This is a genomic window from Bradyrhizobium sp. AUGA SZCCT0177 (genome assembly GCF_018130125.1).
GTDB lineage: Bacteria > Pseudomonadota > Alphaproteobacteria > Rhizobiales > Xanthobacteraceae > Bradyrhizobium.
Genome location: NZ_JAFCMA010000028.1, coordinates 112,169 through 126,249, shown reverse-complemented (window position 1 = coordinate 126,249; position 14,081 = coordinate 112,169). Strand labels below are relative to the sequence as shown.

At 61.5% G+C, this 14,081-nt stretch carries 13 protein-coding genes; 4 read left to right on the top strand and 9 right to left on the bottom strand.

Annotated features, from left to right (window positions below; translation table 11 throughout):
- The 3 genes from JQ597_RS28445 to ispG all read right to left on the bottom strand — a co-directional run.
- On the bottom strand, window positions 1-213 hold a 213-nt coding region (locus JQ597_RS28445), incomplete at its 3' end, for a hypothetical protein (protein ID WP_212268787.1).
- Window positions 214-324: 111 nt separating this feature from the next.
- Entirely contained in the window at window positions 325-1,206 is an 882-nt protein-coding gene (locus JQ597_RS28440; RefSeq protein ID WP_212268786.1) for a TauD/TfdA dioxygenase family protein, read from the bottom strand.
- Between the two features lie 200 nt (window positions 1,207-1,406).
- On the bottom strand, window positions 1,407-2,690 hold the full coding sequence (gene ispG, locus JQ597_RS28435; protein ID WP_212268785.1) for a flavodoxin-dependent (E)-4-hydroxy-3-methylbut-2-enyl-diphosphate synthase: 1,284 nt from the start codon (window positions 2,688-2,690) through the stop codon (window positions 1,407-1,409).
- Between the two features lie 326 nt (window positions 2,691-3,016).
- Between ispG and JQ597_RS28430 the strand changes: the two genes are divergently transcribed.
- Entirely contained in the window at window positions 3,017-3,883 is an 867-nt protein-coding gene (locus JQ597_RS28430) for a sulfurtransferase (RefSeq protein WP_212268784.1), read from the top strand.
- A gap of 215 nt (window positions 3,884-4,098) precedes the next feature.
- Here JQ597_RS28430 and JQ597_RS28425 read toward each other — a convergent pair whose 3' ends face one another.
- A complete protein-coding gene (locus JQ597_RS28425; protein ID WP_212268783.1) occupies window positions 4,099-5,040 on the bottom strand; it encodes a DMT family transporter in 942 nt (313 codons plus the stop codon).
- A 32-nt stretch (window positions 5,041-5,072) separates the two neighbouring features.
- Entirely contained in the window at window positions 5,073-5,558 is a 486-nt protein-coding gene (locus JQ597_RS28420) for a Fur family transcriptional regulator (protein WP_212268782.1), read from the bottom strand.
- 153 nt (window positions 5,559-5,711) lie between these two features.
- On the opposite strand from JQ597_RS28420, the gene JQ597_RS28415 reads away from it, so the two are divergent.
- From JQ597_RS28415 to JQ597_RS28405, 3 genes are read left to right on the top strand one after another with little or no spacing between them, the layout of a single operon-like run.
- On the top strand, window positions 5,712-6,191 hold the full coding sequence (locus tag JQ597_RS28415) for a MarR family winged helix-turn-helix transcriptional regulator (protein ID WP_212268781.1): 480 nt from the start codon (window positions 5,712-5,714) through the stop codon (window positions 6,189-6,191).
- A complete protein-coding gene (locus JQ597_RS28410) occupies window positions 6,184-7,371 on the top strand; it encodes an HlyD family secretion protein (RefSeq protein ID WP_212268780.1) in 1,188 nt (395 codons plus the stop codon). Before JQ597_RS28415 ends, JQ597_RS28410 begins: the two co-directional genes overlap by 8 nt.
- Window positions 7,372-7,373: 2 nt before the next feature.
- Window positions 7,374-8,933, top strand: coding sequence for an MDR family MFS transporter (locus tag JQ597_RS28405; protein WP_212268779.1), 1,560 nt, complete (start codon window positions 7,374-7,376; stop codon window positions 8,931-8,933).
- A gap of 3 nt (window positions 8,934-8,936) precedes the next feature.
- On the opposite strand, the gene JQ597_RS28400 is transcribed toward JQ597_RS28405, so the two are convergent.
- From JQ597_RS28400 to JQ597_RS28385, 4 genes are all read right to left on the bottom strand, one after another.
- The gene (locus JQ597_RS28400) at window positions 8,937-9,860 is read right to left on the bottom strand and encodes a DMT family transporter (protein ID WP_212268778.1); all 924 of its coding nucleotides are present in this window, start codon (window positions 9,858-9,860) and stop codon (window positions 8,937-8,939) included.
- A gap of 167 nt (window positions 9,861-10,027) precedes the next feature.
- The gene (locus JQ597_RS28395) at window positions 10,028-11,458 is read right to left on the bottom strand and encodes an ImmA/IrrE family metallo-endopeptidase (protein WP_212268777.1); all 1,431 of its coding nucleotides are present in this window, start codon (window positions 11,456-11,458) and stop codon (window positions 10,028-10,030) included.
- Between the two features lie 169 nt (window positions 11,459-11,627).
- Window positions 11,628-11,990 carry a hypothetical protein gene (locus JQ597_RS28390; RefSeq protein ID WP_212268776.1) on the bottom strand — a complete coding sequence of 121 codons (363 nt, stop codon included), beginning with the start codon at window positions 11,988-11,990 and terminating at the stop codon, window positions 11,628-11,630.
- Between the two features lie 239 nt (window positions 11,991-12,229).
- Complete coding sequence (locus tag JQ597_RS28385) at window positions 12,230-14,059, bottom strand: tannase/feruloyl esterase family alpha/beta hydrolase (protein ID WP_212268775.1); 1,830 nt, start codon at window positions 14,057-14,059, stop codon at window positions 12,230-12,232.
- Between the last annotated feature and the right edge of the window lie 22 nt (window positions 14,060-14,081).

Here is a 14,081-nt window from a genome sequence, read left to right as displayed (position 1 = left end):
AGGCGTAAACCAGCGTCCACCGCAACCCGTCCAACGTCCGTGACGACGGCCGACGCCCTCTGAGTGGGACGGGATGGCGATAGATGCGCACTGATTTGGGTCGGCCGACAACAGAAATATTTTTGATTTACAGAAATTTTCTACTTGACACGATTTCTGACAATCAGAATTGATTTGCCCGTCGGGTTGTTTTGTCGCACCCTCGATCGTCATTCCGGGGCTCGCGAAGCGAGAGCCCGGAATCCATCGGGCGACAGCACATGCGGCCTGATGCATTCCGGGCTCGCGCTGCGCGCGCCCCGGAATGACGACGGAGCAGGCCGCTCACACCGGCCGCTCGCCTTTCACGGTCACGCGCGTGCCCGACCTTGTATGCGGCCAGTAATCCCACATCGCGCGGTGCTGGGCGCAGCGGTTGTCCCAGAACGCGATGGCGTTTTCGGTCCAGCGGAAGCGGCACTGGAACAGCGGATTTTCCGCATGCTGGTAGAGATAGGCGAGCATCGCATCGCTCTCGTCGCGGGGAACGCCGATCAGGAAACGCGTAAAGCCGCGGTTGACGTAGAGCGCTTTCTTGCCGGTGACAGGATGCGTGCGCACGACCGGATGCTCGGCGCGCGGATATTCCGGGCGGTCGGCAACGCCGTAATTGGCATAGAGCCCGCGATAGGTCTGCTCGCCGTCATGCAGCGCGGTGAGCCCGTCGAGATAGGCCTTCATGCGGTCCGACAGCGCTTCATAGGCCGCATACATGTTGGCAAACAGCGTGTCGCCGCCGCGCGGCGGGCACTGTTTGATGTAGAGGATCGAGCCCATCGGCGGCTCGACGTCGCAGGACACGTCGGTGTGCCAGCCCTCGCCATTGGCGCGCGGTGAATCCTTGTCGGCGTAGATCTTCATCAACGCGGGATCATCGCCCTCATGTGGTGCCGCCGGATGAATATGCAGCTCGCCGAACTGCCGGCCGAATGCCAGATGCTGCTGCGGCGTGATGTGCTGGTCGCGAAAGAAGATCACGAGGTTTTCGGCGAGCGCGCGGTGGATTTCGTCCATCGTGCGGTTCGACAGCGAGTCAGCGAGATCGACGCCCGAAATCTCCGCGCCGATGATCGGGGTCAGTTTTTCGACGCCGATAGTCTCGTAGGGTTCGCTCTCGCCGGCGATATGCCGATAGCGGGGTCCCTGCTTGCTGGAGAGTGAAGACATGGGCGTTTCTCCCAATCATTATTGATTGGGAAGCATCGTAGCGCAGGCGATGCCGAGCGCAATGCAATAGGTGTCGTCCCGGCCTTGAGCCGGGACCCATACGCCGCGGCCTATCGGTGAGGGTGCTGGCGTTAGATATTCTCCGCAAAATTAAGGCCGCGGAGTATGGGTCCCGGCGTTCGCCGGGACGACACCGATGGCTACTCCGCCGCCGTCACCGGTGCCTTGGCATTCGCACCATAACGCTGATCGATATAGTCGATCACCAGCGCCTTGAAGTCGGCGGCGATGGAAGGGCCGCGCAGGGTGCGGAACTTCTTGCCGTCGACGAACACCGGGGCGGCCGGGGCTTCGCCGGTGCCGGGCAGCGAGATGCCGATATTGGCGTGCTTGGATTCGCCGGGGCCGTTGACGATGCAGCCCATGACCGCGACGTTCAACGCTTCGACGCCGGGATATTGCGTTTTCCAGCCCGGCATCTCTTCCCTGATGAAATCCTGGATCGAGCGCGCCAGTTCCTGGAACGTGGTGGAGGTGGTGCGGCCGCAGCCGGGGCATGCCGCGACCAGCGGCACGAAGGTTCGAAAACCCATGGTCTGCAGCAGTTCCTGCGCGACCTGGACTTCCAGCGTGCGATCGCCGCCGGGCTCGGGCGTCAGCGAAATGCGGATGGTGTCGCCGATGCCTTCCTGCAGCAGGATGCCGAGCGCCGCGGATGACGCCACGATGCCCTTCGATCCCATGCCGGCCTCGGTGAGGCCGAGATGGATCGCGTAATCCGAACGCTCCGCGAGTACCTCGTAGACCGCGATCAGATCCTGCACGGCGGAAACCTTCGCCGACAGGATCATCTTGTTCTTGGGCATGCCCAGTTCCTGGGCGCGGGCCGCCGACAGCAGCGCCGACTGCACCATGGCTTCGCGCATCACCGCGCGCGCATCGCGCGGGTTCGGCAAGGCGGTGTTCTCGTCCATCAGCTTGGTGAGCAGTTCCTGATCGAGCGAACCCCAATTGGCGCCGATGCGGACCGCCTTGTTGTTCTTGTTGGCGATCTCGATGATGTCGGCAAACTGGGTGTCGCGCTTGTTCTTGAAGCCGACATTGCCGGGATTGATGCGGTATTTGTCGAGCGCTTCGGCGCAGGCCGGATAATCCGCCAGCAGCTTGTGGCCGATGTAATGGAAGTCGCCGATCAGGGGCGTGGTGATGCCGCGCTTGCGCAAACCGTCGCGAATGTGCGGAACGGCAGCGGCGGCCTCGTCACGGTCCACCGTGATGCGGACCATCTCGGAGCCGGCGCGCGACAAGGCTGCGACCTGGGCGATGGTGCCGTCGATATCGGCGGTGTCGGTGTTGGTCATAGACTGCACGACGATCGGCGCACCGCCGCCGACGGCGACATTGCCGACCATGACCTGGGTGGTTTTATGCCGGGCGCTGGGGCCGGCGACGTCGTCTTGCGGCGGTTTTTCGGGCTTGTTCATGGCGTCTCGAATATCAGGTTTTGGTGACATTCACCAAGGGGACGGGGATGGGCCAGCCGGCCGGACCCAAATTTGAACTTTATCTCTGTATTTTCAATGGCTTAATCCCGCCATTGCGGTTGGAGGCAGGCGATCAACACTCGGCCTCCCTGTCAGCTATATTGGACAGGAATCGCCGGATTGAAAGGGCAAGATGCGCCGGGCAGGGCGGCTTTTCATGTGACGTCGGAGACCCCCTTTTTGTTCAAGCGTGATCTTTTCGGAGAACCGGTTCCCACTTTTCCGGATCCTGCTCTACCATCATTCAAATAACGGGAGGTTTAGGCATGTCGGAGCTGATCAGTACGACGGAACTTGCCGGCATCCTCGACCGGCCCAACCTGCGGCTGTTCGATTGCACGACCTATCTCGAACCGGCGCCCGAAGGCAGCAACGCGCCCTATATCGCGGTGCCCGGCGACCAGACCTTCGCGGCCGGCCACATTCCCGGCGCGGATTTTCTCGACCTGCAGGGCGAATTCTCCAAGCAGGGTATCGAGCTTCGCTTCATGATGCCTGATATCACGCAGCTCGAGGCGGCGTTCGGGCGGCACGGCGTCAGTGCCGATTGCCGCGTCGTGCTCTATTCGATCGGCACGCCGATGTGGGCGACGCGGTTCTGGTGGATGCTGAGATCGCTCGGCTTTGACAATGTCGCTGTTCTCGATGGCTGCTTCGACAAATGGAAGGCCGAGGAGCGGGAGATCGAGACGGGCGCGCCCAAGGGATATAAGAAGGCCACCTTCAAGGCGAAGCCGAGGCCCGGTCATTTCGTCGGCAAGGACGAGGTGCTCGCTGCTGTCCGAGATCACAGCGCCGTGGTCGTCAACGCGCTGGGCCCGCAATTCCACCGGGGACTGGAGCCAAGCCGTTATGGCCGGCCCGGACGGATTCCCGGCAGCTGCAACGTATCGGCGGCAACCCTGCTCGATCCCTCGACGCGCGTTTTCGTGCTGCTTGCGGACGCCGAAGCGAAATTCGCGACGCAAGGCCTGCGCAAGGACAAGCAGGTGATCGCCTATTGCGGCGGCGGCATCTCGGCGACCATCGACCTGTTCCTGCTGCACCGGCTCGGCTACGACAACCTGACGCTCTACGACGCCTCGATGGGCGAATGGGCCAAGGACGAGGCGCTGCCGATCGAGACGGATTAGCATGTGGTGATTGTCGGACGGGCCGAAGACTCGCTTCACCTCTCCCGCTTGCGGGGGACGAGACGAGCGAAGCTCGCTCTTAGGTCGGCGCGTAAGCGCCGGGTGGGGGCTCTCTCCACACGATCGGTCCGACTCGCGGCAACACCCCCATCCCGCCCTCCCCCGCAAGCGGGAGAGGGAGCGCAGCGCCGTCGTGGATACACTCGAACTCCCCCTCACACGTTCGGATCGGGTGCTACTTCCGCCCTTGCCGCCACGGGCCGGTTGACGAGATAGAGCCCCGCGATGACCAGCAGCGCTGCGACGCCAAACGCGATCGTCAGCGTGTCGTGCAGGATGAAATACGCGGCCACCACGCCGAACAGCGGCGTGATGAAGGTGAAGGCCGACAATTTGCTGGCCGAATAGGTTTTCACCAGCGCAAACCACAGCAAGAACGTCAGGCCGACCACCCAGAACGCCTGATAAGCCAGCAGCGCCAGCGACAGCGGTCCGGGAATATGGGTGATGGTTTCGCCCGAAATCCACGCCGCAGCAGCGAGAATCGGGATCGAGATCGCCACCTGATAGCCGAGCCCCTTTTCCGCCGGCGCCTTGATCAGCGCGGTGGCCTTGACGATCAGCGTCGTGGTCGCCCACAGCGCGCCGCCCACGACGATCAAAAGATCACCCATCAACACGTTGGCATCGACATTGGCCTGGGGGACGCCGATCGCCAGCGCCACACCGGCAAAACTCAAAGCGAGCCCGCCCCATTGCGAGGCGCGCAGCCGTTCGCCGAGAAAGACGTAGGAGCCAAGCGCTACGAAGAACGGCGCCGTGTACAAAAACACCGCGGCCCGCGACGCCGACGTCAGCAACAGGCCGCGATAGATCAGCACGAATTCGATGCCGAAGATGACGCCCGCGATCATGCCGGGCCACAGCGTGCCGTCGCGCGCGAAGAATCTGACGCCGCGAAACCAGCCGATGATCAGCAACACCGGCAACGCGCCAAGCGAGCGGACCAGGGCCTGCAGCATCGGCGGCACGTCCGGCAATACCAGCTTCACCGCGATCTGATTAAAACCCCAGCTCAGGCACAGCATCAGCATCAAGGCGATAGCGCCCGGGGTGAGGGCACGCCCGGCGGCAGAGATCACAGGATTGGACGACATTTATCCTCGTAGCCCGGCTTGGCGCCGCGTTCTTATTTCTGACAATGCGCGCAGGTGCCGGCAATCTCGACGACGGAAAGCTTTGGCGCAAAGCCGGACGCGCGCGCCGCCGCATTGAGGCTTTGCGCGACCGGGGCCGCGGGAATTTCGCCGACCGAGCCGCAATGGTCGCAGATCAGGAACGCCACCATCGCGGTCGCGTCATGGTCGTGCGCGCAGGCGAGAAAGGCATTGCGGCTTTCGATGCGGTGGACGAGGCCGTTTTCCATCAGGAAATCCAGCGCGCGGTAGACCGTGATCGGCGCCGGCCGCGGCATCGTCTTGGCGAGTTCGTCGATCACCTCATAGGCCCCGAGCGGACGGTGGCTGGACAGCAGCGCCAGCAGCACCTGACGCCGGATCGGAGTGAATTTCTGCGCCCGCTTGGCGCAAACCTGCTCGGCATGCGCGATCGCGTCCGCGGCGCAGCGGCCGTGATCGTGGTCGGGTGCGGGAAAGGTAGGTTTTGCCAGGGTCATTGCGTCAGGTTTGTAGCATTTTGGCGCCCAATCCCAAAGCCCGGTGGTTCCGCAGACACCAGCCATGTTCTGAGGGCGGAGCTGGTAACACTTAAGCCGGCATGCAGAATTCATAAGCAAGCTTATAATATCCAAAGCTTATGGAGGCTGGCGATGCGCGGTTCCGTGGATATGAACTTCCTGTTTACGCTCGGCGAAGTGCAGCGGATGATGCGCGCCTATGCCGACAAGCAGGCGGCGCGCTATGGCATCACCCGCGCGCAATGGGCGGTTTTGGCCAAGGTCGAACGATCCGAAGGCCTGAAGCAGACGGAACTCGCCGAACTGATGGAAATGCAGCCGATCACGCTGACGCGATTGATCGACAAGCTCTGCGACAATGGCTGGATCGAGCGCCGCGGCGACGAGACCGACCGCCGCGTCAACCGGCTTTATCTGAAGAAGGCAGCGCGGCCGCTGCTCGGCAAGCTAGCCGGGTTGCGCTCCGAACTCACCGCGACCGCGCTGGAAGGCATCAATCCCGCCGATGCCCACCGCCTGCTGTCGCAACTCGATCTGATCAAGGAAAACGTTCGCAACGCGGTCCAGAATCCACCCAGCGAACCGCCCAGGAAGGAACAGCGCTATGGCTGATCCCGTGCTCAAATTCCCCCCCGAGCAGAAGGCTGCCGAACAGAAAGCCAGTCCGGATTCACCGACGCCGCGCCCGAAACTGGCCGCGGAGCCGCGCCGCCGGCTGATGGCCGGCATGCGCCGCTATCGCCGTTTCCTGCTGCTGGTGGTGCTGCCGCTGGTCGCCGCGGTGGCCGGGATTACCTTTTATCTCAATGGCGGCCGCTACGTGACCACCGATGATGCCTATGTCGGCGCGCAGAAGGTGCTGATCACGTCAGACGTATCAGGCAAGATCATCAACGTGACCGTGAAGGAAGGCCAGCAGGTCTCGACCGGCGACACCCTGTTCCAGATCGACCCGGTGCCGTTCCGCCTGGCGGTAGCGCAGGCGCGCTCCAAACTTGACGACGCCAAGGTCAGCCACGACACCCTTGTCGCCAACGTGAAGCTGTACGGACAGACCATCGAACTGGTCAACGCCGGCATCGCGCTCAAGCAAAAGGACGTCGAGCGCAAGAATTCGCTGGTCAAGAGCCAGGCCGGCTCGCAGCTCGATCTCGACAACAGCGCCACGACCCTGGTCACCGCACAGGCGCAGCGCCAGCTCGTCACGCAACAACGATCCAACGCCCTCAACCAGCTGCTCGGCGATCCCGAGCTGCCGCTCGAAGCGTTTCCGGCCTACATGCAGGCCAAGGCGGCGCTAGACGACGCCCAGCGCAACCTTGATTTGACCACCGTGCGCGCGCCGATGAACGGCGTCGCGACGCAGGTCGAGCAGATCCAGCTCGGCCGCTTCGTGATGGCGGGCAGCCCGGTGTTTTCCATCATCGACGTCGCCAACCCCTGGGTCGACGCCAATCCGAAGGAGTCCGACTTCACCTATGTGGCGGTCGGCCAGAGCGTCACGCTCGACGTCGACGCCTTCCCCAACCACGTGTTCAAGGGCACGGTCGGCTCGCTCTCGCCCGGCACCGGCGCGCAATTCGCGATCCTGCCGCCGCAGAACGCGACCGGCAATTTCGTCAAGGTGGTGCAGCGCGTTCCGGTGCGGATCTATTTCGACAAGAACGACAAGTTCGTCCGCAAGCTGAAAGCCGGCATGAGCGTCTATGCCAGCATCGACACCAACCATCGCCGCTCGCTCGCGCACCTGCTCGGCTTGACGCCGGCGGCGGCTAACCACGAAACCGACTGACCATGCAGGCGCCGGACTCGTCCCCTGCTGCGGTTCCCGGCCTGCGCCGGAACATGGTGACGATCTGCGCCATGACGGCGACGATCATGCAGGCGCTCGACACCACCATCGCCAATGTCGCGCTGCCCTACATGCAGGGCTCGCTGTCGGCCTCGCAGGACCAGATCAACTGGGTGCTGACCTCCTATATCGTCGCCGCCGCGATCATGACCGCGCCGGTGGGCTGGATCGCCAACCGCTTCGGCCGCAAGCGCATCTTTATCGTCTGCTCGGCCGGCTTCACGATGGCATCCGTGCTGTGTGGCCTGGCGCAAGACATCAACCAGATGGTGCTGTTTCGTCTGCTGCAGGGCGTGTTCGGCGCGGCATTGGTGCCGCTGTCGCAGGCGGTGATGCTGGATTCCTACGCGCTGCACGAACGCGCCAAGGCGATGGCGATCTGGGGCATGGGCGTGATGATGGGTCCGATCATGGGACCCTCATTAGGCGCGTGGCTGACCGAAACCTATTCCTGGCACTGGGTGTTCTTCGTCAATTTGCCGTTCGGCATCTTCACCGTGCTCGGCCTCATGATCTTCATGGACGAGACCAAAAAGGACCAGGACCTGCGCTTCGACTGGTTCGGCTTCACGGCGCTCGCGGTCGCGATCGGATCGCTGCAGCTGGCGCTCGACCGCGGCGAGCAGCTCGGCTGGCTGGAATCCAACGAGATCATCGCCGAATTCATCATCGCCGGCATCGGGTTCTATTATTTCCTGGCGCATTCGTTCACGACCTCAAAACCGTTCATCCAGTTCGCGCTGTTCAAGGACAAGAATTTCGTCGGCGGCTGCGTGTTCATGGCGGTCATGGGCCTGGTGCTGTTTTCGACCATGGCGCTGTCGTCGCCGTTCCTGCAGAACGTGATCGGCTATCCCATCATCACCGCCGGCGTGCTGCTGGCGACCCGCGGCTGCGGCACCTTCGTCGCGATGATGCTGGTCGGCCGCATGATGCGCTTTGTCGAGGCGCGCAATCTGATCATCACAGGCCTCAGCATCACGGCTATTTCGCTGTTCTACATGACCGGCTGGACCGACCAGACCGGCGTCACCGAGATCGTCGTGATCAGCGTGCTGCAGGGATTCGGGTTCGGGCTGGTGTTCGTGCCGCTGTCCACCGTGGCGTTCCTCACGCTGCCCAATCACCTGCGCACCGACGGCACCTCGATGCTGACATTGATGCGCAATGTCGCGAGCTCGGTCGGCATTTCGATCGTTATCTCGCAGCTGACCGAGGGATCGCGGCGGGTCTATGCGGGGCTGTCGGAAAATATCAACCCGTTCAACCACGCCCTGCAGATGCCCAATGTGCGCGGCATGATCGATCTTGGCACCGATACCGGCCGCGCCATGGCGGACGCCATGGTCAAGGCGCAGTCGCAGATCATCGCCTTCTCGCAGGACTACCAGCTGGTGATGTTGTTCGTTCTGGTCTCGATCCCGCTGGCCATCATGATCGGTTCGACCAAGGCGACGTTGCGCGCCCAGTCGGTGGCACCGGACCATGCTGTCATCGAGTAGAGACTATCGCGCCTCGCCCGGCTTTGACCGCAGGCACAAATACATGCCGCCAAGCGAGAGCGCGCCGCCGATCAGATGGATGATTGTCGGCGCCTCGCCGAGAAAGAGGATCGACAGCACCGCGCTGACGATTGGGCCGAGATAGAGGCTGAGCGAAGTCGATACCGCGCCGAAGCGCCCTCCGAGCCAGGCATAGGCCCCGTAGGCAAACAGCCCGGGGACGAGGCCCGCAAAGAGATAGACGAGCGCGGCGCGGCCGGTGAAGGCGGCTGATGGCGTCTGCCAGATTTCATGGACCGCAAACGGCAGCGAGAACAGCGCGCCGGCCGCCGCGAACAGGCCGATCCGCGCCAAAAAGCTGACGCCCTGGCCGACGCGATTTTGCATCAGCGTGTATCCGGCCCAGCCCAGCATCGCGAGCAGCGCCAGGAGATCGCCGGTGGAGAGGCCCGTCCCGACCGAGGCCTGTCCTTTGGTGATGATCAGGAGTGCGCCGGCCAGCGCTACTGCCATTCCGATGATTTGCCTGCGGGCAATGGATTCCCGCCCCGTGGCAAAGGAGAACAGCAGCACGACGATCGGCGACAGCGCCATGATCAGCGCGAGGTTGATCGCCGACGTGGTGATCCCGGCGACATAGACCGGGCCGCCGCAGATGAACATGCCGAGAAAGCCGGCCAGCGCGATGCCCGGCCACTGCCCGCGCAACGATGCGGGCTTCTCGCGCAGCGCCATCACGACGACCGGCAGCAGGCCGAGCGCCACGATGCTCCAGCGGAAGAACGCGATCGAGAACGGCGGAACGCTGCCGGCCACGCCGCGCGCCAGGATCATGTTGGAGACCTGGGCGGTGGCGACCAGGAGGAAGCCGAGCAGGCCCAGCACTTCGTGCGTCCGCGCGCCTGTTGCCGCTTGTGGTTCGCTCATGGTCGATCGCTTCCGGCTGACATACCCAACGGTGCGATCCGGCTGACGATCATGATCGATTCGACCACGGCCACACCGCGTCGCAGTCGGTGGTACCTAATCATGCGATGATCGAATAAGGCAAATGGTCAACGAGCAGCGAAAATTATGACTTCAAATATCCAGTATCAATCCAAGGGACCAACATAGTTCCGGGTGGATTTCAAAGCGCGATCAAGCTCACTTAAATTGCAACTGTAGAGGCTTGCGGCCGTATCGCGGGAAATGAGTTCTCGATCCACAGCGCCCAAGACATGACTCGCAAACCGGCCTCTCCGGGAGATCGGCACGCGTTGAGGGTCAAAAACTGGGACAGCAAGGGACTCGACTGCCTCCCACTCATCATCTGAAAATTGTTCTAACTTTTGTCCGAGCATATCGATCCGGTTGTGGCTTGCATTCATTAGATGGTTTGCAACAGCCGTCCTACTCACACCAAAGGTCGCGATCACTGCTTTGAAACCGTCGACACCGCCTCCGGATGACTCAAACAGCTTAAGGATAGCGCTAGCGGGCGCTAAGAATTCGATCGCGAACGCATTGGCTCGACGCTCAACAGCATCGAGCGCCAGCCTCGACGCAGCTGGGCCGTCAACAAGGGAATCGTACCTATCCACTACGAGCCGTTTCAGACGTTGATCTGGATCCCAAAGAAGGTGGCCTAGTTCATGGGCCATCGTCATTCTTCGAGCTAGTGGACTAGAGTTCTGTCCCTTTAGATTAATAGCGACACCGCGGTGCGAGCCGACAGCAATAGTCGCGCCAGCCAATTCGGAATGAATTTCCAACTGAATAACCGGAATACGGAGCTTAGCTTCAATCAATTCCTTCATGGAAGCAATTGGATGATCTGGAGGAATGCCAAGTAGCTCACGCGCCCGTCTCGCAAGGCGGTAACCTTCCATAAACGTCCTAGTCAGTTGGCCGCCATACTCGCTCGACGGCTCAAAGCCAAGCGAACGCACAACACTCCCGTTCTGCCGTCCTAATAGATTCGCCAATTCAAATTGTTTTTGTATCGTCCAAGAAGCTTCCGCTAATGCCAGTACGGTGCTGACCGTAAAAACCTTAGGATCCTTGTTGCGATAGGTACGAAGTCGAACCCCAGTTTCACTGTTCGCTGCCGCACCAGCTTCTACTCCAAGTTTTTCGCTATCCAACCCTATTGTGCGCACGAAGCGTTCGATCTCTCGAAATGGAATCTGCTTCTTTTCTTCAAACCTTCGCGTTGTTTCTTTCGACCAGCCAATCTTTCGGGCAATCTCGCTCAGTTCAAGGCCAAGATGCCTTAGCTGTTCATAGATAGAGTTATATGGCTCACCTGCTCTGATTATCAACGGAACAGACGGACGGTCACCGAGAACCTCTAATGTTTCCCAGCCCACTAACCGAAGCGCCTCTTGAGCGTTCACCACTCTTCCAGTCGCCCCTTCCCTATATTCAGAAAGTTGGTGCTGGCTTCGAACGAATAGCTTCTTTGAGGTCGCGGCTCTCTGACCGGGTGTTTCGCCCGAGCTTTCCTCTCCAAATACAGCGTTCAGTATCGAAGTGTTTGTCATTCGATCGGCGCCTGCCAAAGTGGTTCACCAACGAATACAGCATTAGGAACCGTGGGATTCTCTAAATCAAACCCCATGGACGCAACGAAATAGCCTGCACAGCGCAAGGCTTCGACAATCCGGTCAAACTCGTGATTGTTACTAGCACCATACCGACCAGACGATGCGTTCACCGCAATCCGTCAAGAAACCAAATCTCTCCACCAGAATGAGCAGGATTGCCTCCCGTAAGATTGGAGTGCTTAATCTTACCACTCTGCAGCGCTTTTCCCCATTCGCACTCCTCCAAGGCAACAGGAAAATCTTCCGAGCGAATAACCCAGAGATGTCTCGCTTCGGTTGCATTAATTCTTGTATTGGGGAGTGAGCTATGGCGAACGAAGGTAGTGGCCACAGCAGGGCTCGACGGAAGCTCGTTCATTCCGTCGGCTTGCGTCATCTGACGGACCTCGTCCACATTATCCGGAGAACGCTTCATAGGTTTGGCAATAAATTCTGCTCGATATGAAGCAATAGCCTGATTTGGCGTCATCTTAGCTCGTGCATTCTACAATAAAACATCCCGAGCTTGTATCTTGATTGTATAGCAATTTCAAATTATTAAGGTCTATCGAAGGCCGCTGTCTGGGTGCCACTCATCATTCCGGCCGATCGTCGCCTTCTAGGCTGCTCTCGTTGCGTAGCGCCTTCGATCATTCGCGAATAATCTTAGCAACGCCCTTTCCCGTCTAGCCTTGACGCAAGACCGTAAGCCAGCGGCCAGTCGATAAGCTACCGGCAGCTGAAGCTGGTAGCCTGCGTTACCGGCCCGCTGCCGTTCCAGGTCGTTTTCAGCGGATAGACGCAGATCGGATAGCTGATGCTCTTGTCGCGCGAGGTCAGCAGGATGTCGCCGGGCGCTTCGCCCTTCTCGACCCAATCGACCAGCGCGGTGAAGAACTGGTCCTGCTCGCGCGTCGGCGTCTGGTTGGCATTGCCGGGCAGTTTCGGCATTGGCACGGTGTCGTTCTTGCCGCCGACCGTGTAGGCCCGGCCCTGCGAGGAGTGCGCGGCGCCCGGCACCAGATACATCCGCATGAACTTCGCCACCTCGGCGTGCCCGCCCATCGCGGCCAGCACGCGCTCATGGTAGTTGATGTTGCCGGCGGGCGGGATCGCATCGTCGACGAGGCCGGTCCAGATCACCACCTTGCGGCCGAGGTCGCGCAGTTTTGCCAGGTCAGCCTTATCGGTGATGAGGTTGCTGAACAGCGTCGGCTGCAGCGCGACGTTCTTGCCGACGGCATCGGCCAATCCGGCATAATCGAGTTCGAGCCATTTGTTGCGCACGGCTGTCGAAGCGTTGGTGATCGGTATCGCCGAGGTCGCGCTGGCGTCGGCGGCATAGCTGACATCCTGCATCGCCTGGGCCACGCTGTCAGCGCCGGCGCTGGTGATCTGACCGCCGATGCCGGTCCCGCGGGTGAACGCCCACCAGACCTGCTTGGGGCCGAGCGACTTGCCGCTGCGGCTGTCTGATGTCTGCGCGGCGTCAAAACTGCCATCCGGCGTGGCGCCGTACCAGATCCGGTTCAGCGCCATCGCCTCCTTTGCGCTCATGCAGGTCGCGGCATCCGGATTGCTGCCGGTCAGGCCGTCGCCGGTCGCACCGGCACACAGCGCCGCGGCGTCGCGTGCGGGGTTGTAGTTGCAGGCAAAGGGATCGAGCAGGAAGCCGAGCCCGGCGGTGTCGCAGGCGGCGACGGCGCGCTGGTTGGCGGCGGCGACCTTGGCGGCAAAGGCCTTCGCCGCGTCCTTGTTCACGGCGGTGAAGCCCAGCTCGGTCTTCATCACGATCTGCGGATACAACCCGGACGTTCCGAACTTTGCGATATTCGGCGCGGGCTGGGCGATCAAATAGCCATCGTAGAGTTCAGGGTATTCCTGGAAGACCTTCATGCCCTGCCGGCCGCCCTGGGAATGGCCGTCGTAATAAGTGTATTTGGGCGCCTTGCCGTAATAGAGGCTGGCCAGCGCCTTGGTCTTGTTGGCCTGCTCCACCATCGCGCGCACCGAGAAGTCGCGCAGCGACTCGGTATTGAGCTTGCCGTCGGAGAGGAATGTGAACGAGCCGTCCTGGTACCAGGGCTGCCCGGCATCGGTGGTGCCCGACGCATAGCCGATATTGGCGTTGACGATGGCCGGAACCTTGCTGCCGATCTGATCGGCATAGCGATGTCCGCCGCCGACCCATCCGCCGCCGCCATAATTGCGGATGCGCTCGTTCCAGTTGGCAGGCGCCGGTAGCCAGACCTCGATGCCGATGCCCTCGGAGTACGAGCGCGCGGTCTTGTCCTTTTCCGCGGTGGCGCCGGGGCCCACCAGCAGTTTCACCAGGCAGAGATCCGCCGCCGCCGTCACCGGCTGCGGCGCATCGGGCGCCTTTAGTTCCTCGCCCTTCTTCACTTGGCGAACCGCCACGACCGTGGTGTCGGCGTCGGGCTTGAAGGCCGTCTTGATGCCATCGTCGCATGGAAGTTGCTGCGCCAAGGCCGGCGTTATCTGGCCGCAGGCCGCCAGCAACAGGACCGCCCAAACGCGCTTGCCCGGTGTGATCGACATCGTTTTCGCTCCCCGTGAATTT